The following is a 23,560-nucleotide window of genomic DNA, read 5'->3' as shown; positions in this document are numbered from 1 at the left end:
CGTGCTGTCCGGCGGCCGCTCCCCGGTGGACGAGGAGTTGACCTCCACCGCGCTGGAGGTCCTAGGTTCGACGCGTAGCCGTCAAGACGGAGGAGGTCGTCGTGGCCGTGCAGTTGAACCACACCATCGTGCAAGCGGCGGACAGCGTCCGCTCCTCGCGCTTCGTCGCGGATCTGCTGGGGCTGGGGGAGCCCACGCCGTTCGGGCCGTTCCAGGTGGTGACCGTCGACAACGACGTCAACCTGGACTTCGTGCGGGCAGAGGGGGAGATCACCCCGCAGCACTACGCCTTCCTGGTGAGCGAGGACGACTTCGACGCGATCTTCGGCCGCATCCGCGAGCGGGGTCTGCCGCACTGGGCCGACCCGCACCACCAGCGGGCGGGGGAGATCAACACCAACGACGGCGGGCGCGGGGTGTACTTCGAGGACCTCGACGGGCACAACCTGGAGATCCTCACCCGCCCCTACGGCAGCGGCTGAGGGCGCGCACCGGCCGTCGCCCGAGCGGCTGGCACCCGGTGCGCCCCTCACACCCGCGGGATCACCTCGGCGCCGTAGGAGGCCATCGTCTCGTCCTTCTCGTCGTGCATCAGGTACAGCGCGAAGTTCGTCACGCCGATCTCCGCGAGCTGCTGGAGCCGGTCCACGTGCGCCGGAGCCGGACCGGTCAGGCAGAACCGGTCCACGATCTCGTCCGGCACGAAGTCCGTCGACGGGTTGCCCGCCCGCCCGTGGTGGGAGTAGTCGTAGCCCTCCCGGCCCCGGATGTAGTCCGTCAGCGCCGTCGGCACCGTCCCGGAGTCGCCGTAGCGGGCCACGAGATCGGCCACGTGGTTGCCGACCATCCCGCCGAACCAGCGCAGCTGATCGCGCTGGTGCGCCAGGTCCTCGCCCACGTAGGCGGGCGCGGCCACGCACATCGTGATCGCGTCCGGATCGCGGCCCACCGCCCGCGCGGCGTCGCGCACCGAGCCGATCGTCCAGCGGGCGATGTCCGGGTCGGCCGTCTGGAGGATGAACCCGTCGGCCTGCTCGCCGGCCATCCGCAGCGCCCTCGGCCCGTAGCCGGCCATCCAGATCTCCAGCTTCCCGTCGCGCACCCAGGGGATGCGCACGGGTGTGCCGTGGTGCTCGACCTCGCGCCCCTCGGCCAGCTCCTTGATCACGGTCATGGCCCGGCCGAGCGTCGCCAGCGACGCGGGCGGCTGACCGATGACGCGACGTGCCGAGTCGCCGCGGCCGATCCCGCACACCGTGCGGTTGCCGAACATGTCGTTCAGCGTCGCGAACAGCGACGCCGTGATCGACCAGTCGCGCGTGCCGGGGTTCGTGACCATCGGCCCGACCACCAGTCGCGAGGTGCGTGCGAGCACCTGCGAGTAGACGACGAACGGCTCCTGCCACAGCACCGCGGAGTCGAACGTCCAGCCGTGGCCGAAGCCCCTGTCCTCCGCAGCTCGCATGGCCTCGATCACGGCGGAGGCGGGCGGGTCCGTCTGGAGCACCACGCCGAAGTCCATCGCGGACACCCTCTCAGAGCAGGTACTGGGACAGGTCGCGGGCGAGGAACTTCCCGTGCCCCGCGGCGCCGTGGAACGCGTCGTCGGAGATCACGACCCGCCCGCGGGAGAGCACGGTGTCCACCTTCCCGGTCAGCTCCATCCCCTCGTAGGCCGAGTAGTCCACGTTCATGTGGTGCGTGCTCGCCGACAGCGTCTGCCGCGCGGCCGGGTCGTAGACCACGAGGTCGGCGTCGGCCCCCGGCGCGACGACGCCCTTGCGCGGGTACAGGCCGAACATCCGGGCCGGCGTCGTCGAGCTGATCTCCACCCAGCGCGGCAGCGAGATCTCGCCGCGCACGACGCCCTGGTGCAGCAGGTCCAGCCGGTGCTCCACGCCGGGAATCCCGTTGGGGATCTTGGAGAAGTCGCCGCGGCCCAGCTCCTTCTGCTCGGCGAAGCAGAACGGGCAGTGGTCGGTCGACACCAGCGACAGGTCGTTGGTGCGCAGGCCGCGCCACAGCTCGGCCTGGTGGTCCTTCGGCCGCAACGGGGGAGAGGCCACGTACTTCGCGCCCTCGAAGTCCGGTCTCGCCAGGTCCTCCAGCGACAGGAAGAGGTACTGCGGGCACGTCTCGGCGAACACGTTCTGCCCCGTGTCGCGCGCCGCCGTCACCGCGTCCAGCGCCTGCGCGGCCGACAGGTGCACGAGGTAGAGCGGCGCACCGGTCACCCGCGCCAGCGCGATGGCCCGCGACGTCGCCTCGCCCTCCAGCTCGGGCGGCCTGGTCAGGCCGTGCTCCACCGGGTCGCCCCGGCCCTCCGCGAGCGCCTGCGCCACGAGCTGGTCGATCGCGATGCCGTTCTCCGCGTGCATCATGATCATCGACCCGGTCTCGCGGGCCTTCTGCATCGCGCGCAGGATCTCCCCGTCCGTCGCGTAGAACACGCCGGGGTAGGCCATGAACATCTTGAAGGTGTTCACGCCCGCCTCGACGCAGGCGTCCACCTCCCGGAGCGAGGAGTCGTTCACGTCCGAGACGATCATGTGGAAGCCGTAGTCCACGGCGCAGTTGCCGTCGGCCTTCGCGTGCCACCCGTCCAGCGCGGACAGCAGCGAGGTGCCCTTCGCCTGCACGGCGAAGTCGACGATCGTCGTCGTGCCGCCCCACGCCGCGGCGATCGTGCCGGTCTCGAAGGTGTCGGCGGAGAACGTGCCGCCGAAGGGCATCTCCATGTGGGTGTGCCCGTCGATCCCGCCGGGGACCACGTACTTGCCGCTCGCGTCGACCACCCGCTCCGCGCTCGCCGCCCACTGCTGGGCGAGGCCGGACTCGGGCGAGGCCAGCGCCGCGATCCGCTCGCCGTCGACCAGCACGTCCGCGGTGTGCGCGCCGGTCGCGTTGACGACCGTGCCGCCGCTGATCACGGTGCTCACGGCCGCACCAGCGAGTCGTAGGTGTCCGGGCGGCGGTCGCGGTAGAACGCCCAGAGGTCCCGCACCTCGGCGAGCGCCCCCATGTCCAGGTCGCGCACCACGACCTCCTCCTCGGTGTCGGAGGCGGCGTCGCCGACGAGCTGACCGCGCGGGTCGACGAAGTAGGACTGGCCGTAGAAGTCGTTGTCCCCCAGCGGTTCGACGCCCACGCGGTTGATCGTGCCCACGTAGTACTCGTTGGCCACGGCGGCGGCGGGCTGCTCCAGCCGCCACAGGTACTCCGACAGACCTCGGCTGGTGGCCGACGGGTTGAACACGATCTTCGCGCCCGCGAGGCCCAGCGCCCGCCAGCCCTCGGGGAAGTGCCGCTCGTAGCAGATGTAGACGCCGACGCGGCCGACCGCGGTGTCGAACACGGGGTAGCCGAGGTTGCCGGGACGGAAGTAGAACTTCTCCCAGAATCCCTTGACCTGCGGGATGTGGTTCTTGCGGTGCTTGCCCAGGTACGTGCCGTCGGCGTCGATCACCGCCGCGGTGTTGAAGTACACGCCGGGCTGCTCGTGCTCGTACACCGGCACGACCAGCACCACGCCCAGCTGCTCGGCCAGCTCGCACATGAGCCGCGTGGTCGGTCCGTCGGGGACCGCCTCGGTGTAGGAGTAGTAGTCGGAGTCCTGGACCTGGCAGAAGTACGGACCGTAGAACAGCTCCTGGAGGCACACGACCTGCGCGCCCCGCGAGGCGGCGCTGCGGATCGCCTCGACCGCGTTCGCGATCATGGACTCCTTGTCGCCGGTCCACCTCTGCTGGACCAGCCCGGCTCGGACGACGTCGCTCACTCAGATCTCCTCCTTCGGACGGCTGGTGACCGGCCACGACAGCGCCAGGTGGACCACGAGTCCGCCTGCCAGTCCGACCACCCAGTTGTAGTCGTAGAGGGGCTTGAGGAACGGGATCAGCCCGTCCTCCGGGAACGGTCCGCCGCCCGGCGCCGAGTGCGCGCCGCCGACCGCGAGGAGCGAGCCGACGACCGTCGCGACGACCGCCCGCCAGTTCCAGCCCGCGCGGTACCAGTAGGCGCCGCGCCCGTCGAGGTACAGGTCGGCCAGGTGCAGGTGGGTGCGGTTCAGGACCCAGTACCCCGCGACGAACACCCCGGCCACCGACGCGAGCAGGCCGCCGTAGAACCCGAGCCAGGCGAAGACGTAGGTGCCGGGGTCGGCGATGAGCCGCCACGGCTGCACGGCGACGCCGAGGACGCCGGTGACGAGACCGCCCACCGCGAAGGTGATGCGTCGCGGGAACGCGTTGGAGAAGTCGTAGGACGGGCTGACGACGTTGGCCGCCAGGTTCGCCGAGATCGTCGCGAGCACCAGCGCGACCAGCGCCACGACCACCACCACGGGGCTGTCGAAGCGGCTGGCCAGCTCGGCCGGGTCCCAGATCGCCTCGCCGTACAGCGCGACCGCGCCCGAGGTCGTGAGGATCGCGACGATCGCGATGAACGACATCGTGGTCGGCAGGCCGAGGAGCTGGCCGACGACCTGCTTGCGCTGACTGCCGCCGAACCGGGTGAAGTCCGGCATGTTCAGCGACAGCGTCGACCAGAACGCGATCATGCCCATCAGCGCGGGGAAGAAGACCTTCCAGAAGTCGGCGCCCCAGCCCAGCCGCGACGGCTCGGACAGGATCGGCCCGAAGCCGCCCGCCCGCACCGCGACGTAGCAGAGCAGGACCAGGAAGCCCACCGACACCAGCGGCGCCGTCCAGTTCTCGAAGCGCCGGATCGCCTCCATGCCGCGCCAGACGATCAGCATCTGCGCGACCCAGAAGAGGAGGAAGCACGCCCACAGCGTCCACGGCTGGCCCAGCACGACCGCCGCACCCGTCCAGGAGCCGCCCACGAGCTTGCCGACGATCACGTGCAGCGCCTTGCCGCCGACCCACGTCTGGATGCCGAACCACGCGCAGGCGACGAACGCGCGCAGCAGCGCCACGAGGTTGGCGCCGCGCACGCCGTAGAACGCGCGGGCGAACACCGGGAACGGGATGCCGTACTTCGTGCCCGCGTGGCTGTTGAGCAGCATGGGGATCAGCACGACCAGGTTGCCCAGGGTGATCGTGAGGAGCGCCTGCACCCAGTCCATCCCCAGCGCGATCAGCGACGCGGCGAGCGTGTAGCTGGGGATGTTGTGCGCCATCCCCATCCACAGCGCGAAGAAGTTGTAGGTCGTCCAGGTGCGCTGCTCCACCGGGACCGGCGCGAGTTCGGCGTTGGCGAAGCGGCTGCCGGCGAGGACGGACGGGGCGCGCAGCTCGACGCGCCCGTCCGGGTGCGCCCGCTGGGACGAGGTCGCCCGGGACGAGGTCGCCGGATCGGCGGTGGCCGAGGGGTCCGGTGCCACCGGTCACACCCCTGTTACGCTGGTGAGACGGGGGCCGGGTGCCCGCCCTGCGCGCCGCTGACGGGCTCGCGTCGACTCGATGTCCATCTCGGAATCCTGTGGCTCTCCCGCCACTGCGGGGCAGTGGCACACTGTCCGCGGTTGGCGAGATCAGAGCACACGGTGTCCGTTGCGCGTTCCGGTCCGGCAGGGGTGAGCGGTGGTCCGTCGTCGTGGCGTGCTGATCGGCGGGCTGCTGGGAGCCGCCTCGCTCGGCACGGGTGTGCTCGACCTGCTGGGCGGCGATCAGGGGGTGCGGCGTCGGCTCGGCCTCACCGGTCCGGTCGGCAGGATTCCCCCGGTGAACCCGGCGACGGTGCTCTCCCAGCGCTTCCACTCGGCGGCACGCGGTCGCGAGGTGGAGGCCGTCGCGATCGTCCCCGCGGACGTCGAGGACCGCTCCGCGCTGCCGGTGTGCCTGGTGCTGCACGGCCGCGACGGGAACGCGCGCACCGCGATGACGTCCGGGCTGCCGTGGTTCCTCGCCGCGCAGGCCGGTCCGATCGCGCTGCTCGCCGTCGACGGCGGGAGCGACACGTGGTGGATCGAGCGCCGCGCGGGTGACGACCCGCAGGCGATGCTGCGCGACGAGGCCCCGGCGTGGGCGGCGGAGATGGGGCTCGGTCCGGTGCGCGGTGCGCTCGGCACCTCGGCGGGCGGCGCGGGCGCGCTGAACCTGGCCCGCCGCACACCCCTGGCCGCGGTCGCGGCCGTCAGCCCCGCGGTGTTCGCCCGCTGGTCAGACGCCCGCCGCCTGGACGCGTTCGCCTCCGAGGAGTCCTGGCGCGAGCACGAGCCGCTGCTGCACGTCGACGACCTGCCCGACGACACCGCCGTGGGCGTGTGGTGCGGGCGGGAGGACCCGCTCTACGACGCGTCGCTGACCCTGGCCCAGGCGACGCGAGCGGAGTTCGCGTCCTTCGGCCACGGCGCCCACGACAACGCCTACTGGTACCGAGCCCTGCCCAGCGCCCTCGCCTTCCTCTCCACCCACCTGGCACGACCCGCGAGTTGACCGTTCGCGTTCGACGAGTGGACCGTTCGACCTCGGCGGCAGGCCCGAACGCTCAACTCGCGGTGCCTGGACGCTCAACTCGTGGTGCCCGAACGCTCAACTCGTGGGTCAGGGGGTGGTCAGGTCTGTGACCAGGAGGGCCACCGAGAGGGACAGCACCGACTCCGGGTCCTCCAGGGACACGCCCAGGACCTGCTCGATCCTCGCCAGCTGCTGGTAGTAGGCCGTGCGGGACAGGTGGGCCGCTGCGGCGGCGGCCGACTTGTTGCCGCCCTGCTCGCAGAAGCAGCGCAGCAGCTCCAGCAGACGACTGCCCTGCGCCGCGTCGCGGGTGACCAGCGGGCCCAGCTCGCGCTCCGCGAACGCCCGCACGCGCTCGTCGTCGCGCAGCAGGTGCAGCAGGCCGCGCAACCGCACGTCGTCGAGCCGGTGGTACAGCCCGGCCGACGGCGAGCGCAGCGCCGCACCGGCCACGTGCGCGGCCTCGCCGAGGCTGCGCCGCACGTCCGGCGCTCCCAGCACGGTCGTGCCGACGGCCACGACCACCGGCAGGCCGTGCTGCGTGGCCGCCGCGGTGCGGTGCACCTCCGTGGCGAAGCGGCGCAGCACCGCCTCCAGCCCCACCTGCGGCGGCAGCGACAGCAGGGCGCGCACGGTCGTGTCGTCCACGACGCCCACCAGGGCGGGCACGGTCGCGCGCCGCGCCGCCAGCGCCGTGGCCTCGGCGAGGTCGCGCAGCACCTCCTGCGTCGTGACGGCCTGCGCCGGGGAGGTCGTGCTGCCCGGCCGGATCGCCACGCCCAGGAGCTGCCTGCGCTCCAGCGGCACGCCGAGCGCGGCGGCCCGCGCGGGCAGGTCGTGCGGTGGCGGCGCCTGTCCCAGCAGCTGCGTCAGCACCGTGCGGTGCGCCTGGCGCTCCAGGCTCTCCCGGTCGCGCGCCACCAGCCGGTGCACGGCCAGCGCCGACGCGGCGCGCTCGGCGACGACGACGTGCCGGTGCGGCGGGTCGTCCGGGGACAGCAGCACCAGCCGTCCCCAGTCCGCGCCCCGCGCGCCGACCACGGTCACCAGCCAGCCCGCCTCCTCGTGGTAGGCGGTGCGCTCGGGCACGGACACGGCCCGCGAGCGCTGCCCCCAGTCGGCCAGCAGCTCCGCCGGGTCCTGCCCGGCGGCGTCGTAGGCGAGCACGTCGTGCCCCAGCGTCTCCAGCACCACGGGCAGGCCCGACGTCCTGGCCACCTCGCGCAGCACCTCGGCGGGCTCGGCCCCGGCGACGGTCAGCGCCGTGAACGTCTCGTGCACCTGCTCGGCCGCGCGCAGCTCGGCGAGCTGCGCGTCCACGATCAGGGCGACCACGGCCTCGGTCACGGACACGAACCGCGTCTCCACGGCGAGCGTCACCAGCGGCATCCCGTGCTGCTCCGCGGCCTCCACCAGCGCCGGGGGCACCCGGTCGCTCCACCGGCGCACCAGTTCCACGACCAGTCCGGCGGCGCCCACGGACGCCAGGTCCTCCACGTAGCGGCTGAGCCCAGCCGGATCGCCGGGCAGCGCGATGCCGGTCGTGAGCACCAGTTCGCCGCCGCGCAGCAGCGGCGCGATGTCCGCGATCTCCGACACGTGCACCCAGCGCACGCGCCGGTCCAGGCCAGCGGACCCGGCGACGAGCCTCGGCCGTCCGCGCCGGATCACCGGCAGCGCAACGGCTTCCGCGACGGTGGGGTACACGTCCGGCTCCTCCCGACGGCTGCACACAACGTAATGCGGACGGGCCCGGCGAGGTACACGTTGTGCATGGTGTCCGGGCGCGTCCCCCGACCAGACTCGGCTGCACGAGCTCACCGACGGAGGAAACGATGGCCCACCGAGAGCTGCTGGCCCGCCACCGAGCGGTCATGCCGAACTGGATGGCCCTCTACTACGACGAACCCATCGAGATCGCCAGCGCGAGCGGGCGCCGGGTGACCGACCGCGAGGGGCGCACCTACCTGGACTTCTTCGCGGGCATCCTCACCAACGCCGTCGGCTACGACGTCGCGGAGATCAACGACGCGCTGCGCGCCCAGATCGACCGCGGTGTCCTGCACACGTCCACGCTGTACCTGATCGAGTCGCAGGTGAGGCTCGCGGAGCGGATCGCCGGGCTGTCGGGCATCCCGGACGCCAAGGTGTTCTTCACCAACTCCGGCACCGAGGCCAACGAGACGGCCCTCATGCTCGCCACCCGGTACCGGCGCAGCGACCAGGTCCTGGCGCTGCGCAACTCCTACCACGGCCGCGCGTTCGCCACGGTCGCGATCACCGGCAACCGCGGCTGGTCGGCGAGTTCGCTCAGTCCGGTGAGGGTGAGCTGGGTGCACGGCGGCTACCGCTACCGCAGCCCGTTCCGCGACCTCTCCGACGAGGACTACGTGGCGGCCTGCGTCGCCGACCTGCGGGACGTGCTGGAGACGACCACGGCGGGCGACGTGGCCTGCATGATCGTCGAGCCGATCCAGGGCGTCGGCGGGTTCGCGGTGCCGCCGGACGGGCTGTTCCGCGAGTTCAAGACTGTGCTCGACGAGCACGGCGTCCTGCTGGTCTCCGACGAGGTGCAGACCGGCTGGGGCCGCACGGGCGAGCACTTCTGGGGCATCGGGGCCCACGGGGTCGTGCCCGACGCGATGACCTTCGCCAAGGGGCTGGGCAACGGCCTCGCCATCGGCGGCGTCGTCGCCGGGCCCGACCTGATGGACTGCCTGACCGCCAACTCGATCTCCACGTTCGGGGGAAACCCGCTGTCCACCGCCGGCGCGCTCGCCACGCTCGACTACCTCCTCGACCACGACCTCCAGGCCAACGCCGCGAAGCTCGGCGACCGGCTGATCTCCGGCCTGCGCGACGTCGCCGAACGCCACCGCGTCGTCGGCGACGTCCGCGGCAAGGGCCTGATGGTCGCCGTGGAGCTCGTCGGTCCGGACGGCGAGCCGGACCGGGCCGCGGCGGCCGGTGTGCTCGGCGGGACGCGGGAGCGCGGCCTGCTCGTCGGCAGGGGCGGCCTGCACGGCAACGTGATCCGCCTGGCACCGCCCATGACGCTGACCGGGGACGAGGTCGACGAGGCGCTCGGCGCGCTCGCCCCGGCGATCGAGGCGGTGGACCGGTGAGGATCACCCACCGGATCGGGGGCAAGCCCTGGACCGGCGCCGCGGAGCGCACCGGCGACGTGCACGACCCGGCCACGGGCGCGGTGAGCGGCCGGGTCGACCTGGCGAGCGCGTCCGACGTGGACGTCGCGGTCGCGGCGGCCCGCGAGGCGTTCACGTCGTGGCGGGACGCCTCGCTGGCCCGCAGGACCAGGGTGATGTTCGCCTTCCGGGAGCTGCTCGACGCCCGCAGCGCCGACCTCGCGGCGATCGTGACCGCCGAGCACGGGAAGGTGCTCTCCGACGCCGCGGGCGAGGTGCAGCGGGCGCTGGAGTCGGTCGAGTTCGCCTGCGGTGTCCCGCACCTGCTCAAGGGCGGCTACAGCGAGAACGCCTCCACCGGGGTCGACGTGTACTCGATCCAGCAGCCGCTGGGGGTGGTCGGCGTGATCTCGCCGTTCAACTTCCCCGCGATGGTGCCGCTGTGGTTCGTGCCCCACGCCGTCGCGTGCGGCAACACCGTCGTGCTCAAGCCCAGCGAGAAGGACCCGTCGGCCGCCAACGTCATCGCGGAGCTGTTCGCCGAGGCGGGGTTGCCCGACGGCGTGCTCAACGTCGTGCACGGCGACAAGGAGGCGGTGGACCGGCTGCTGGAGCACCCGGACGTGAAGGCGGTGTCGTTCGTCGGCTCCACGCCCGTCGCCCGGTACGTCTACGAGACCGCGACCCGCAACGGCAAGCGCGTGCAGGCGCTCGGCGGCGCGAAGAACCACGTGGTGGTCCTGCCCGACGCCGACCTGTCGCTCGCCGCCGACGCGGCCGTCTCGGCGGGCTTCGGCTCGGCGGGGGAGCGGTGCATGGCGGTGTCGGTGGTCGTCGCCGTCGATCCGGTGGGCGACGACCTGGTGAGCGCGATCGCCGACCGCATCGCGGACCTGCGCGTGGGCGACGGCCGGCGGCCCGGCTGCGAGATGGGCCCGCTCGTGACGGGTGCGCACCGCGACCGCGTCGCGTCCTACGTGGACGCCGGCCGCGAGGCGGGCGCCGAGCTGGTCGTCGACGGGCGGGACCACCCGGTCGACGGTGACCCGGCCGGGTTCTGGCTCGGTCCGACGCTGTTCGACCGGGTGCGGCCGGACATGTCCGTCTACACCGACGAGATCTTCGGCCCGGTGCTGTCGGTGGTGCGCGTCGCGACGTACGAGGAGGCCGTGGCGCTGGTCAACCGAAACCCCTTCGGAAACGGCACCGCCGTGTTCACCCGCGACGGCGGCGCGGCGCGGAGGTTCCAGAACGAGATCGAGGTGGGAATGGTCGGCGTGAACGTTCCCGTTCCGGTCCCGGTCGCCTACTACTCGTTCGGCGGGTGGAAGAACTCGCTGTTCGGCGATGCGCACGCCTACGGACCGGAGGGCGTGCACTTCTTCACGCGTTCCAAGGTGATCACGAGTCGCTGGCCCGATCCGTCGCACGGCGGGGTGAACCTGGGTTTCCCCCAGAACACCTGAGCGGAGCCCGCGCCGTTCCGCGCCACGGCGGGGGACGGCGTGGCGGGCCTCGTCCACCAGCTCGCCGTCCGCTCCTCCGCCGAGGAGTTGCCGCAGGTGCGGTGCCGCTCGTCGACGGAACCCTCGTGCGGGACCGCAGCAGGTCCGCGGGTCCGTGCGCGACCGCTCCGGGGCGCGCCCGGACGCACCGTGCGCCGGGGCGCGCCCGGACGCACCGCGGGGAGGGGTGCGTCCGGACGAGCTCGTGCGACGGACGCTCAGCGGGCGCGAGCGGCGACCACCTCCGGCGCGGGGTCGAACCGCGCGAACCTGCGGGTGAACGTGCCGGTGCCCGACGTGATCGACCGCAGCTCCACCGGGTAGCGCAGCAGTTCCACGCTCGGCACCTCCGCGCGCACCAGGGTCGCGCCCGTGCCGTCGGTCTCGGTGCCGAGCACCCGGCCGCGCCGTCCCGACAGGTCGCCGAGCACCGTGCCCAGGTGTTCGTCGGGCATCCGCACCTCCACCTCGTCCAGCGGTTCCAGCAGCCGGGTGCGGCCGTTCGCGGCGGCGTCCTTGAGCGCCAGCGATCCGGCGGTCTGGAACGCCGCGTCGGAGGAGTCCACCGAGTGCGCCTTGCCGTCGACGAGCGTCACCCGCACGTCCACGACCGGGTGGCCGCCCCGGAGGCCGCGCGCGAGCTGGGCGCGGACGCCCTTCTCGACGCTGGAGATGAACTGGCCGGGCACCGCGCCGCCCACGACGCGGTCGACGAACTCGACACCGCTCCCGCGCGGCAGCGGTTCCACGACGATGTCGCACACCGCGTACTGGCCGTGGCCGCCGGACTGCTTCACGTGCCGCCCGTGCCCCCCGGCGGCCTCGGCGAACGTCTCGCGGAACGGCACCCGCACCGGTTCGGTGTCCACCTCGGCGCCTCCGGCGCGCAGCCGGGCGAGCACCACGTCGGCGTGCGCCTCGCCCATGCACCACAGCACGAGCTGGTGCGTCTCGGCGTTGCGGTCCAGGCGCAGCGTCGGATCACCCGCCACGAGCCGGGACAGGTTGCGCGCCAGGGTGTCCTCGTCGCTGCGGCTGCGCGGCACGACCGCCACCGGCAGCAGCGGTTCCGGCATCGGCCACGGTGCCACGAGCAGCGGCTGCTCCGGCGCGGACACGGTGTCGCCGGTCTCGGCGGAGGAGAGCTTCGTCAGCGCGCACAGGTCGCCCGCCACGCAGTAGGGCACCTCGTGCAGCGCCGCCCCCAGCGGTGCGTAGACGTGCGCGACGCGCTCGTCCACGTCGTGGTCGTCGTGCCCGCGCCCGGCCATGCCGTGCCCGGACACGTGCACGGGCAGTTCGGGGCGCAGCGTGCCGGAGAACACCCGCACGAGGGACACCCGGCCCACGTAGGAGTCCACCGCGGTCCGCACGACCTCGGCCAGCAGCGGACCGGCCGGGTCGACCGGCAACCGGGGGTGCGGCACGCCGTCGACGCCCGTCACCTCGGGCAGCGCGTGCTCCAGGGGTGAGGGGAACGCGCGCGAGATGCCGTCGAGCAGCTCGTGCAGCCCGACGCCGGTGGTCGCGCACACCGGCAGCACAGGGTGGAACGCGCCGCGCGTCACAGCGGTCTCCAGGTCCGCGATCAGCACGTCCTGGTCCAGCTCCTCGCCGCCGAGGTAGCGGTCCATGAGGGTCTCGTCCTCGCTCTCGGCGATGATCCCCTCGATCAGCTCGGCCCGCGCCTCGCCGATCTCCTCCAGCAGGTCCGCGTCCGGCTCGACGATCGCCGGCGGCGCGCCGCGGGTGTAGTCGTGGACGCGGCCGGTCAGCACGCCCACCAGGCCGAGGGGGTGGGGCAGGTACAGCGGCAGCACGCCCGCGCCGAACGCCTCGCGGCACGCCGCCATCTCCGCGGTGACGTCGGCGCGCTGGTGGTCGGTGCGGGCGACGACGACCGCGCGCGGCATGCCCACCGCGGCGCACTCCTGCCACAGCGCGGTGGTCGCGGCGTCCACCCCCTCGGCCGCGCACACCACGAACAGGGCGGCGTCGGCGGCGCGCAGCCCGGCGCGCAGCTCCCCGACGAAGTCCGCGTACCCCGGCGTGTCGATGAGGTTGATCTTCACGTCGCCGTGCCGCAGCGGCGCGACCGCCAGACCCACGGACCGCTGCTGGCGGACGGCCGCCGGGTCGTGGTCGCACACGGTGCTGCCCTCCACGACCGAACCGGCTCTGGTGAGCACTCCGGTGGCGGTGAGCAGGGCCTCGGTGAGCGTGGTCTTGCCGGAGCCGGAGGGGCCCACCAGCACGACGTTGCGGACTCTGGCCGGGTCGTCCACAGCGACCGGGCCTGCCGGGTGACCGTTGTCTGCGCTCTTGCTTCCCACGGGACTGCCCTCCGAGAACTCATCGGGGTCTTCGGTGCAAGCGTTGGTGTCCGATCTCACACCCGCACGCCGGTCCCGACAAGGGGGAACGGCGGTGACAACCCGCGAGGACGAACGAGGTCTTTCCGCGTGACGAGCGCCACCACCTGCGGTGGAGGAGCAAGTGGCCTTCCGATTACGTGGCTGATTGGCCGGTGTCGGGGGTCCACGTGCGTCGTAGGCTGAGGGTGCTTCACGCCCACCGTCAGACGTCGAGAGGTTCACCGTGCCCACTTCTTCCAGCTCCGACTCCGTCCAGGTGACGGGTACCGCGCGCGTCAAGCGCGGCATGGCGGAGATGCTCAAGGGCGGCGTGATCATGGACGTGGTCGACGCCGAGCAGGCGAAGATCGCGGAGAACGCCGGCGCCGTGGCGGTCATGGCGCTGGAGCGCGTCCCGGCCGACATCCGCGCCCAGGGCGGCGTGTCCAGGATGAGCGATCCGGACATGATCGACGGCATCGTCTCCGCGGTGTCGATCCCGGTGATGGCCAAGGCCCGCATCGGCCACTTCGTCGAGGCCCAGATCCTCCAGTCCCTCGGTGTCGACTACGTCGACGAGTCCGAGGTGCTCACCCCGGCCGACTACGCCAACCACATCGACAAGTGGCAGTTCACCGTGCCGTTCGTCTGCGGGGCGACGAACCTGGGCGAGGCGCTGCGCCGCATCACCGAGGGCGCGGCGATGATCCGCTCCAAGGGCGAGGCCGGCACCGGCGACGTCTCCAACGCCACCACGCACATGCGCAAGATCGGCGGTGAGATCCGCCGGTTGCAGACCCTGTCGCCCGACGAGCTCTACGTCGCGGCCAAGGAGCTCCAGGCGCCCTACGAGCTGGTGCGCGAGGTCGCCGAGGCGGGCAAGCTGCCCGTCGTGCTGTTCACCGCGGGCGGCATCGCGACCCCGGCCGACGCGGCGATGATGATGCAGCTCGGCGCCGAGGGCGTGTTCGTCGGTTCCGGCATCTTCAAGTCCGGCAACCCCGAGCAGCGCGCCGAGGCGATCGTGAAGGCCACCACCTTCCACGACGACCCGGACGTGCTGGCGAAGGTCTCCCGCGGTCTGGGCGAGGCGATGGTCGGCATCAACGTCGACGAGATCCCGCAGCCGCACCGCCTGGCCGAGCGCGGCTGGTAGCCGTCCGCCGCGAGGGCCGTCCCGGCACGCGGGGCGGCCCCCGCGCCGTGCTGTTCCGGAGCGCTCGCCGGGTCGAGGACGAACTCCTGGTCGGCGCCGCCGGTGCACGTCGTCTGCACGATCACCGCGCCCGGCGCGTCCTGCGACGGTCCGTCGCGGTGCCCCGCGCACAGGCCGCTGTGCGCGAGGCGCAACCGGTAGCGGTCCGACGTGGACGCCCGCTCGAACAGGAACCGCTGGTGCGCGGCGTCGGCGCACGGCACGGGCACCAGCGGGGCCCCGTCGCCGGTGTAGGCGTTGTCCACCGACAGGCACGTCACCGAGCCGCCCGGTTCGTGCCACTCGACCGCGTGCCCCGAGCGCACGACCCGCACGAACGTCGCGGGTCCGGCCGACTCGCAGGCCCGCTGCACGGCGACCACCCGCGCCGCCCCCGCGCCGCGCCGGTCGCCCGACCCGACGCACAGGCCGTCGGCTCCCGCGACCCGGACGCGGTACCAGCCCTCGGCGGGCAGCACCTCCGGCGCGCCGCGCGGGGGATCACCGAGGAACGCCGACACGATCGCGGCCAGGGCGAGGGTCAGCCCGGCCGCGACCCACGGCGCCGCGCGGGACCCGGTCGTCACACCCCCAGTAAAGCCCCGGACTCACACGTGTTCCATCACCATGACGGCTGAAGTCCCCGGTTCCAGCGCGCGGCAGGTGTGCGGGAGGTCGCCGGGGTAGACGAGGTAGTCGCCGGGGCCGAGCTCCACCGGGTCGTCGCGCAGCCCGGCCAGCAGGCGGCCGGTGCTGACGATCAGGTGCTCCACGCTCCCGCGCCCGTGCGGCTCGGAGTCCCGCGCCGGTCCCGGTTCGAGGGTGAACAGGTAGACGTCGCGGCGAGCGCCCGGCGGGCACGACGCGAGCAGGGTCGTGCGGTAGTCGGAGTGCTCGGCGCGGATCGAGGGCCCCTCGCCGGCGCGGATCACCCGCACCCGTGCCACCGGGGGGTCGACCAGTCTGCTGAAGGGCACGTCCAGCGCCACGCCGAGCGCCCAGAGCGTCTCGACGCTCGGGTTGCCGTTGCCGGACTCCAGTTGCGACAGCGTGGACTTCGCGATGCCCGCGCGCTTGGCCAGTTCGCTCAGCGACAGACCCGCGCGCTCGCGCTCCCGGCGCAGCGAGGCCGCGATGACGTCCAGCGGTGCGCTCATGCCACCTCCTGTGTTCGGCGTGACGGACCACTCGTTCGACTTGACGAACGCTCCGCGCTTGTCCAGTGTAAAGGACCATGCGTTCGATCTGGCGAACACTCGATCCCCCGCTGCTGCGCGACGTCGCCGCCGTGGCGGCCGGTGCCGCGGTCAACGGCGCCTCCTTCGGGGCCATCGCGGTCGCGTCCGGCCTGGCGTGGTGGATGCCCACCGCGATGTCCGTGCTGGTCTTCGCCGGTGGCGCGCAGTTCATGGCGGTCGGCGTCGTCGCCGCGGGCGGCAGTCCGGCCGCCGCGGTGATCGCCGGGCTGGTCCTCAACTCCCGGCACCTGCCGTTCGGCCTCGCGGTCGGCGACGTGCTCGGCCGCAGCTGGCTCGGCAGGCTCGTCGGCAGCCACCTGCTGATCGACGAGACCGTGGCGTTCGCGCTGGCGCAGCGCGACCCGGCCCGCGCCCGCGCCGCCTACTGGGCGTGCGGCGTGTCGCTGTTCGTCGCCTGGAACGTCGGGGTGATCGGCGGCGCCCTCGCCGGTCGGGCCGTCGGCGACCCCGGCGCGTTCGGGCTGGACGCCGCGTTCCCCGCGGCGCTGCTGGCCCTCGTCCTGCCCGCGCTGCGCGACGCGGCCACCCGTCGGGCCGCTCTGCTCGGCGCGGCGGTCGCGCTGGCCACCACACCGCTGCTGCCCGCGGGCGTGCCGGTGCTGCTGTCCCTGTTCGGCCTCGTGGCCGCGGTCGGCGGACCGGCGGCGGCCTCCACCCGTGCGAACCAGGAGGTCTCGTGACCCTCGCGGCCGTGCTCGTCCTCGCCGTCGGCACCTACGCGTTCCGGCTGGCCGGACCGCTGCTGCGCGACCGGGTCCGGTTGCCCGACCGGGTCCGCGACCTGATGACCACCGCGGCCACCGTGCTGCTGGTCGCCCTCGTGGCCACGTCGTCGCTGACGGACGGTCGCGGCTTCGCGGGCTGGGCGCTTCCCGCCGGGGTGACGGTCGGCGGGCTCGCCGCGTGGCGCAGGTGGCCTTTCGTGGTCGTGGTCGTTCTCGCGGCCGCGACGACGGCCGGTCTTCGCTCGATCGGCGTCAGGTGACAGGGCGTTATCTTTTGGGTACGCTGGGTGGTGCAGGGGGCGCCGGCGGAAGTGGTGTTCCCATGTCGAGACGACGGCTCGTCGTACTGCTCGCTGTCCTGGTCCTCGTGACCGGTCTGGTCGTGGTCGTCGTCGCGCGCGGCCAGGACACCGACGAGGCGGTGTCCGACGGCAGGGCGCGCTTCCAGGTCCTCAGCCCCACGCTGATCCGCGTGGAGTACGCCGAGGACGGGGTCTTCGAGGACCGGCCCACGTTCAACGCGATCGAGCGCGACCTGCCCGACACGTCGTTCAGCACCGCGGTCGAGGAGGGCGGGGTGCGGGTCGTCCGCACCGACCGGCTGACCCTGCGCTACCGGCAGGGTTCGGGGCCGTTCACCTCGGAGAACCTCAGCGTCGAGCTGAAGACCGGTCCGCGGCGCGTGACCGCCCGCCCGGTCTGGCACCTCGCCGGTTCCTGCTACCGGTCGACGGCGTGCCAGCTGGAGACCGCGCGGCTCGGCGACGGCGCCGTCGGCCTCGCCGACGAGCCGAACCACACCGGACGCGGCTTCGCGGGTCTCTTCGCCCGCGGCTCGCGGGTGGACTGGACGCAGCGCGACGTTCCCGCCGCCGGGGAGTACCGCGTGCACCTGCGGTACTCCAGCCGCGGAGAGCAGACGCTCGTCGTGTCCGGCGGCGGCGCGGACCAGCGGATCACGCTGCCGTCGACCGGTGAGTCCGGCTCGTGGTCGACCGCGTCCACGACGCTGAGGCTGCCCGCCGGGGACACGCCGATGTCGCTGCGCTGCGAGACGGAGGTCGGCTGCGACGTCGAGGCCGACGCCGTCGCCGTCACACCGCCGCGCGACCCGTACCCGGAAAGCGCCCGCGCCGACGCCGAGCACGCCGCAGCCAACCTCGGCGCGTGGCGGCGCAGCCTGGACGAGGTGGGCGACCACGACCCGGCGCGGACGATGACCTACGAGGGCCTGCTCAGCCGCGACGGCTGGTACCTGCTCAACGACACCGAGACCGCCGTCGCGGGCGACGACGGGAGCACCACCCCGCGCCCCGCTCGCGACAAGCCCTACCAGGACGGCTACTTCTTCGGCTACGGCCACGACCTCCGGCAGGGCCTGGCCGACCTGAAGGCGCTGACCGGTCCGCCGGTGATGCTGCCGCAGTGGGCCTTCGGCACCTGGTACTCCCGCTACGGGGTGATGACCGACGCCCAGTACCGCGGGGAGCTGCTGCCCCGCTTCCGCGCGGAGCAGGTCCCGCTCGACGTCCTCGTGGTGGACACCGACTTCAAGGCGGGCAACGACTGGAACGGCTGGGACTGGGACGCCCAGCTGTTCCCCGATCCGCGGGGCTTCCTCGACTGGGCCGACCAGCAGGGGTTGCGCGTGTCGCTCAACGTCCACCCGAGCATCGACGCGGGCGACCCGCGCTACCCCGAGGTCGTGCGCCGCGTCGGCCGGGAGCTGGAACCCGGTGTCTGCGGGCTGGGCGAGGGCTTCGACTGCCGCGTGTTCGACATGAGCGAGCCAGCTCAGCGCGACGCCTACTTCGCGTTGCACGACCAGTTCGAGCAGCTCGGCCACCCCGTGCTGTGGTGGCTGGACTCGTGCTGCGACGGCACGCGCTACCGGCCGGAGGGCGTGTCGCCGGACAGCCTCTTCAACGCCGCCTACGCCCGCCGGGCCGACGAGCGGGGGCAGCGCGGGTTCTCCTGGAACCGCAGCGGCAGCGGCTTCACCGGCTACGGGGACAACCGGCTCTACCCGGCCGGACCGTGGGCCGAGCACCGTTACACCGTCGACACCTCGATGGACACCAGGTCGAGCTGGGAGATGCTCGGCTACGCCTCGTACTACACGATCCGCCGCGGCAACGTCGGAATGGCCTACGAGTCCCACGACATCGGCGCGCACAACTTCTCCGGCAGCCCCGAGAACGTGCTGCCGCCCGACCTGTACGCCCGCTGGGTGCAGCTCGGCACGTTCCAGCCGATCATGCGGCTGCACTCCAACCACGGCGCCAGGCTGCCGTGGGAGTACCCGGAGCCCGCGCGCTCCTCGGCGGCGTCGTTCCTGCGGCTGCGCGAGGCGCTGCTGCCGCACACCTACACCCTGGGCCGGGAGGCCCACGACACCGGCCTGCCGATGAACCGCGGCCTCTACCTGAACTACCCGGAGCACCCCGAGGCCCACGAGTTCGACCAGCAGTACCTCTACGGCGACGACGTGCTCGTCGCGCCGGTCACCACGCCGGGCACGGAGAACGTGCCCACGCGGACGTGGATCCCGCCGGGGGAGTGGACGAACTGGTTCACCGGCGAGACCCTCACCGGTCCGGCCGTCACGACGGTCACCACGGACCTGTCCACCATGCCGGTGTTCCTGCGCGCGGGCGGAATCCTGCCCACCCGCACCGACCGGGTCGAGCACGCGACCCAGCGCCCGCTGGACCGGATCACCCTGGACGTGGCCACCGGCGCTCCGGGCTCCTACGACCTGTACGAGGACGAGGGCGACGGGCACGGCTACCGCGACGACGCCTTCGCGCGCACGCCGATCAGCTACGACGACGGCGAGCACGCGCTGACCGTGGACGCCAGGGCCGGCACGTTCCCCGGGGCGGTGGACGGCCGGACGTGGACCGTGAGGTTCCGCGACGTCGACGAGCCGTCGGCGGTCACCGTCGACGGCCGCGAGGTCTCGGAGTGGTCCTACGACGCGGGCACCCGCACGCTCACCGCGACGGCGAGCGCGCGGGCCGACCAGCGGGTGGTCGTCGGCTTCCGTCCCTGAGCGGGAGGGGGACGGACCCGCCGGGCGGGGGTGTCGGCGGGTCCGTTCCGCGTCGCGCGTGCGCGGCCCTCACGCGGTGATGGGCGCCGCCAGCCACCTCTCGGGGACGTCGAAGGCGTCCACCAGGAGCCGGGCGTGCGGGCGCAGCTCGCGGCACAGCTGGTTCACGTGCTGGGTGATCGCCTTCGACCGCGCCGGGGTGATCCGGCCGTGCTCCAGGAACCACGCCCGGTCCGCCTCGAGGTTCGCCAGCGCGTACAGGTCGCACACCCCGTTCAGCAGTGCCGCGGTGGCCGGGTCCTCGCAGCGGTCGATCGCCGCGACGAACGCCTCCAGCACCACGCGGTCCACGTGCGCGCGGGCCGCGAACAGCACGTGGTCCTGCGCGGCGTTGAACGCCGCGAACGCGTCCCGGCGGCCCGAGGCGCCCCTGCGCAGCCGCTTGCCCAGTCCCTCCAGGGCGTGCGTCTCGCGCTCCTCGAACTGCTTGAGCTGCCAGCCGCGCTCCAGCGGACCGTCACCGGCGTCCCTGATCAGCTGACCGATGATCGACCGGGCGGTGGTGTGCTCGACCACCGCGCTGACCACGCTCTCGGCCACGAAACGCACCAGGCCGAAGGTGTCCAGGTCGCCCACGTGGTCGCGGTAGCTGGTCAGCAGGCCCTTCGCGACGAGCTGGAGCAGGACGGTGTTGTCGCCCTCGAACGTGGTGAACACGTCCGTGTCCGCCTTGAGCTGCGGCAGCAGGTTCTCCGCCAGGTAGCCCGCGCCGCCGCACGCCTCCCGGCACGTCTGGATGGTGCGCGTGGCGTGCCAGGTCGACACGGCCTTGAGGCCCGCCGCGCGCGACTCCAGCTCTCGCTGGCGGCGGTCGTCGACCTCGCCGTCGCGCTGCGCGTCGTGCAGCGCCGACACCAGCTCCTCCTGCGCGAAGTGCAGCGCGTAGCTGGTGGCGAGCGCGGGCAGCAGGCGGCGCTGGTGCGCCAGGTAGTCCAGCACCACGACGTCGTCGTCCGAGCCGGGCCGGGTGAACTGGCGACGCTGTTCGCCGTAGCGGACCGCCAGCGCCAGCGCCTTCTTGGTGGCGCTGCCCGCACCGCCCGCGACGCTGATCCGGCCGCGCACGAGGGTGCCCAGCATCGTGAAGAACCGGCGTCCGGCGCCCTCGACCGGGCTGCTGTACGTCCCGTCCTCGGCGACGTCGCCGTACCGGTTGAGCAGCGCCTCGCGCGGCACCCGCACGTGGTCGAAGGACAGCCGCCCGTTGTCCACGCCGTTGAGGCCGGCCTTGTGGCCGCAGTCGGAGATCGTCACGCCGGGCAGGGCGTCGCCCCCGTCGTCGCGGATCGGCACGACCAGCGCGTGCACGCCGTGGTTCTCGTCACCGGTGATCAGCTGGGCGAACACGACGGCGGCACGGCCGTCGCGCGCGGCGTTGCCGATGTAGTCCTTGCGCGCGGAGGCGTCCGGCGTGTGCACGACGAACTCGCGGGAGTCCGGGTCGTAGGTCGCCGTGGTGCGCAGTCGCTGCACGTCGGAACCGTGGCCCGTCTCCGTCATCGCGAAGCAGCCGGGCAGCTCCAGGCTCATGATCGCGGGCAGGTACCTCTCGTGGTGGACCCGCGTGCCCAGCGCCTGCACGGCCCCGCCGAACAGACCCCACTGCACTCCGGCCTTGACCATCAGCGACAGGTCGCCGTAGCCCAGGACCTCGAACGACACGACGGAGCCGCCGACGTCGTCGTGGCCCCCGTACTCGCTCGGGAACCCGTGCAGCGGGTGGCCGCCCTTGGTGAGGACCTGCATCTGCTCGAACACCAGCGCGCGGTGCTCGTCGCGGCTCAGCTCGTGCACCGGCGGCGGGGTCAGTTCGCCGAGCAGTTCGCGGCTCGCGCGGCGCAGTTCGCCCCACCTGCCGTCGAGCAGGTCGCGCAGCGCCGCGCGGTCCGGAACCGCCCGGTCCGGAGTGGTCGTCATGTCCTGAGCCTCCCTCGCGACAGCCCTCGCCGCCACGTGACGATCGCGGCGTTTCACCGGGGGCTACCAGTGGGTAACATATTACTGCGCCGCGGCCGGGACCGTGTGCTTGCGGACGTGGCTGAACAGCAGGTTCGTGTGCAGTTCCGCCACCTCGTGCCGCGTCGTGAAGCTGTCCAGCACCAGCCGTTGCAGGTGCGCGGTGTCCGCCACGGCCACGTGCACCAGGAAGTCCTCCGGCCCCGCCACGTGCGACAGGGACAGCGTCTCCGGCAGCGACAGCACGTACCGCGTGAACAGGGCCACGACCGCCCGCGTGTGCGGCCGGACGCGCACCGCGATCACCGCCTGCACCGGGCGCCCGACGGCGGCCAGGTCCACCTCCGCGTGGTAGCCGGTGATCACGCCGCGCTCCCGCAGCGCCCGGTGGCGCACGACGCAGGTCGAGGCCGCCACGTTCACGGTCGCCGCTAGGTCCTTGTTGGGCAGCCGCGCGTCCTTCTGCAACTCCCGCACGATGGCCGCGTCCACCGAATCCAGCACTCGGATCACCCACCTCTGTCGAAGGATCTGCGGGATTGTGCCCACGCGACCGGAGAGAAGTCCACGATTCGGCGCACGGCACGAACGATCCTGCGGTGTCGGCGGACCAGTGGAGGTGTTCATGACCGGGATGCGCACCCGTGCCGTGCACGGCGGACGCGAGGACCTGGCCGGACTGGGCGTGCACGTGCCGCCCGTCGACCTGTCCACGACCTACCCCGTGCCCGACCAGGTCGCGGGCGGCGAGGCGCTGCAGGCGTGGGCCGGGGGCGCGCACACCGCGGCGTCGCCGGTGTACGCCCGGCTGCACAACCCGACGGTGGCCCGCTTCGAACAGGCGCTCGCCGACCTGGAGGGCACCGAGCGCGCCGTGGCGTTCGGCAGCGGCATGGCCGCGGTCACCGCCGTCGTGCAGGCGGCGTGCCTGCTGCGCGACCGGCCGCACGTCGTGGCGGTCCGCCCGCTCTACGGCGGCACCGACCACCTGCTGGCCTCCGGGCTGCTCGGCGTGCGGACCACGTACGCCGCCGCGGACCGGGTGGACACCGCGATCCGCGCCGACACGGGCCTCGTCGTCCTGGAGACCCCGGCGAACCCCAACCTGGACCTGGCCGACATCGCCGACGTCGTGGCCCGCGCGGGCGACGTGCCGGTGCTGGTCGACAACACCTTCGCCACGCCCGTGCTCCAGAACCCCGCCGCGCACGGCGCCGCCTACGTGCTGCACTCCGCCACCAAGTACCTCGGCGGGCACGGCGACGTCCTCGGCGGCGTCGTGGCCTGCTCGCAGGAGCGGGCCGAGGGGCTGCGGCAGGTCAGGATCGTCACCGGGGCGGTCCTGCACCCCCTGGGCGGCTACCTCCTGCACCGCGGTCTGGCCACGCTGCCGCTGCGCGTCGAGGCCGCGCAGCGTGGGGCGGTCGAGCTGGCCCGCCGGCTCGACGGTCATCCGGGAGTCGGCGCGGTGCGGCACCCGAGCCTGCCGGGAGGCGACCCGCTCGGCGTGCTGGGGCGGCAGCTGCGCGGACCGGGCGCGGTGCTCGCCTTCACCACCCGCGAGGACCCGGCCGCCGTCGTCGCGCGCCTGCGACTGGTCACCCCGGCCGTCAGCCTCGGCTCGGTCGACACGCTGATCGAGCACCCGGCCGCCCTCACGCACCGCCTCGTGGACGCCGCGGACCGCGAGGAGTCGGGCGTGCCGCGGTCCCTGCTGAGGCTGTCGGTGGGCCTGGAGGACGTGGAGGACGTCTGGGACGACCTGGACAGATCGCTTTCGCCGCGCCGCGTTCACCTCAAATCTTTCCCAGGTGATTCGGCGATGGTGCCCGACTCTGGTTACGGTGCGAAACCGGACGGGGTGAACAACGTCACCGCGTTCTAGA

Annotated in this window: 17 protein-coding genes and 1 pseudogene; 9 read left to right on the top strand and 9 right to left on the bottom strand. The window is 73.1% G+C overall.

Annotated elements, in window-relative coordinates:
- Positions 1-101 precede the first annotated feature (101 nt).
- Positions 102-482, top strand: coding sequence for a VOC family protein (locus IMZ35_RS07305; protein WP_199440129.1), 381 nt, complete (start codon positions 102-104; stop codon positions 480-482).
- Between the two features lie 47 nt (positions 483-529).
- Here the strand turns inward: IMZ35_RS07305 and IMZ35_RS07300 are convergent, their stop codons facing one another.
- The 4 genes and pseudogenes from IMZ35_RS07300 to IMZ35_RS07285 form a co-directional block, all read right to left on the bottom strand.
- Complete coding sequence (locus tag IMZ35_RS07300; RefSeq protein ID WP_199440128.1) at positions 530-1,522, bottom strand: TIGR03842 family LLM class F420-dependent oxidoreductase; 993 nt, start codon at positions 1,520-1,522, stop codon at positions 530-532.
- Positions 1,523-1,535: 13 nt separating this feature from the next.
- Complete coding sequence (hydA, locus tag IMZ35_RS07295; RefSeq protein ID WP_199440127.1) at positions 1,536-2,939, bottom strand: dihydropyrimidinase; 1,404 nt, start codon at positions 2,937-2,939, stop codon at positions 1,536-1,538.
- Entirely contained in the window at positions 2,936-3,778 is an 843-nt protein-coding gene (locus IMZ35_RS07290; RefSeq protein ID WP_199440126.1) for a nitrilase-related carbon-nitrogen hydrolase, read from the bottom strand. Before IMZ35_RS07290 ends, hydA begins: the two co-directional genes overlap by 4 nt.
- Positions 3,735-5,254, bottom strand: a pseudogene (locus tag IMZ35_RS07285) (NCS1 family nucleobase:cation symporter-1); the annotation flags it as partial. The gene IMZ35_RS07290 and the pseudogene IMZ35_RS07285, both read right to left, overlap by 44 nt.
- Before the next feature lie 289 nt (positions 5,255-5,543).
- Between IMZ35_RS07285 and IMZ35_RS07280 the strand changes: the two are divergent.
- Positions 5,544-6,398, top strand: a complete 855-nt coding sequence (locus tag IMZ35_RS07280; protein WP_199440124.1) for an alpha/beta hydrolase — start codon at positions 5,544-5,546, stop codon at positions 6,396-6,398.
- Positions 6,399-6,506: 108 nt separating this feature from the next.
- Here IMZ35_RS07280 and IMZ35_RS07275 read toward each other — a convergent pair whose 3' ends face one another.
- Complete coding sequence (locus tag IMZ35_RS07275) at positions 6,507-8,126, bottom strand: PucR family transcriptional regulator (protein ID WP_199440123.1); 1,620 nt, start codon at positions 8,124-8,126, stop codon at positions 6,507-6,509.
- A 128-nt stretch (positions 8,127-8,254) separates the two neighbouring features.
- Between IMZ35_RS07275 and IMZ35_RS07270 the strand changes: the two genes are divergently transcribed.
- Complete coding sequence (locus IMZ35_RS07270) at positions 8,255-9,544, top strand: aspartate aminotransferase family protein (protein ID WP_199440122.1); 1,290 nt, start codon at positions 8,255-8,257, stop codon at positions 9,542-9,544.
- A complete protein-coding gene (locus IMZ35_RS07265) occupies positions 9,541-11,031 on the top strand; it encodes a CoA-acylating methylmalonate-semialdehyde dehydrogenase (protein WP_199440121.1) in 1,491 nt (496 codons plus the stop codon). The genes IMZ35_RS07270 and IMZ35_RS07265 overlap by 4 nt, the downstream gene beginning before the upstream one ends.
- Before the next feature lie 257 nt (positions 11,032-11,288).
- Here IMZ35_RS07265 and IMZ35_RS07260 read toward each other — a convergent pair whose 3' ends face one another.
- Entirely contained in the window at positions 11,289-13,403 is a 2,115-nt protein-coding gene (locus IMZ35_RS07260) for an elongation factor G-like protein EF-G2 (RefSeq protein ID WP_199440120.1), read from the bottom strand.
- A 265-nt stretch (positions 13,404-13,668) separates the two neighbouring features.
- Here IMZ35_RS07260 and pdxS point away from each other — a divergent pair, with 265 nt between their 5' ends.
- A complete protein-coding gene (gene pdxS, locus IMZ35_RS07255; protein ID WP_199440119.1) occupies positions 13,669-14,580 on the top strand; it encodes a pyridoxal 5'-phosphate synthase lyase subunit PdxS in 912 nt (303 codons plus the stop codon).
- A 647-nt stretch (positions 14,581-15,227) separates the two neighbouring features.
- On the opposite strand, the gene IMZ35_RS07250 is transcribed toward pdxS, so the two are convergent.
- Complete coding sequence (locus IMZ35_RS07250) at positions 15,228-15,776, bottom strand: helix-turn-helix domain-containing protein (protein WP_199440118.1); 549 nt, start codon at positions 15,774-15,776, stop codon at positions 15,228-15,230.
- Positions 15,777-15,853: 77 nt separating this feature from the next.
- Here IMZ35_RS07250 and IMZ35_RS07245 point away from each other — a divergent pair, with 77 nt between their 5' ends.
- The 3 genes from IMZ35_RS07245 (at position 15,854) to IMZ35_RS07235 (ending at position 19,658) form a co-directional block, all read left to right on the top strand.
- A complete protein-coding gene (locus IMZ35_RS07245; RefSeq protein ID WP_199440117.1) occupies positions 15,854-16,558 on the top strand; it encodes an AzlC family ABC transporter permease in 705 nt (234 codons plus the stop codon).
- Complete coding sequence (locus IMZ35_RS07240) at positions 16,555-16,863, top strand: AzlD domain-containing protein (protein ID WP_199440116.1); 309 nt, start codon at positions 16,555-16,557, stop codon at positions 16,861-16,863. The genes IMZ35_RS07245 and IMZ35_RS07240 overlap by 4 nt, the downstream gene beginning before the upstream one ends.
- A gap of 62 nt (positions 16,864-16,925) precedes the next feature.
- Positions 16,926-19,658 carry a TIM-barrel domain-containing protein gene (locus tag IMZ35_RS07235; protein WP_199440115.1) on the top strand — a complete coding sequence of 911 codons (2,733 nt, stop codon included), beginning with the start codon at positions 16,926-16,928 and terminating at the stop codon, positions 19,656-19,658.
- Between the two features lie 69 nt (positions 19,659-19,727).
- Here the strand turns inward: IMZ35_RS07235 and IMZ35_RS07230 are convergent, their stop codons facing one another.
- Both IMZ35_RS07230 and IMZ35_RS07225 read right to left on the bottom strand, forming a co-directional pair.
- On the bottom strand, positions 19,728-21,635 hold the full coding sequence (locus IMZ35_RS07230) for an acyl-CoA dehydrogenase family protein (protein WP_199440114.1): 1,908 nt from the start codon (positions 21,633-21,635) through the stop codon (positions 19,728-19,730).
- A gap of 81 nt (positions 21,636-21,716) precedes the next feature.
- Entirely contained in the window at positions 21,717-22,178 is a 462-nt protein-coding gene (locus tag IMZ35_RS07225) for an Lrp/AsnC family transcriptional regulator (protein WP_438816833.1), read from the bottom strand.
- 121 nt (positions 22,179-22,299) lie between these two features.
- Here IMZ35_RS07225 and IMZ35_RS07220 point away from each other — a divergent pair, with 121 nt between their 5' ends.
- Positions 22,300-23,559, top strand: a complete 1,260-nt coding sequence (locus tag IMZ35_RS07220) for a trans-sulfuration enzyme family protein (RefSeq protein ID WP_199440112.1) — start codon at positions 22,300-22,302, stop codon at positions 23,557-23,559.
- The last annotated feature ends 1 nt before the right edge of the window (position 23,560 follow it).

Source organism: Umezawaea beigongshangensis, from assembly GCF_016464305.1.
Classification (GTDB): domain Bacteria; phylum Actinomycetota; class Actinomycetes; order Mycobacteriales; family Pseudonocardiaceae; genus Umezawaea_A; species Umezawaea_A beigongshangensis.
This window is presented reverse-complemented; position numbering and strand designations above follow the sequence as displayed.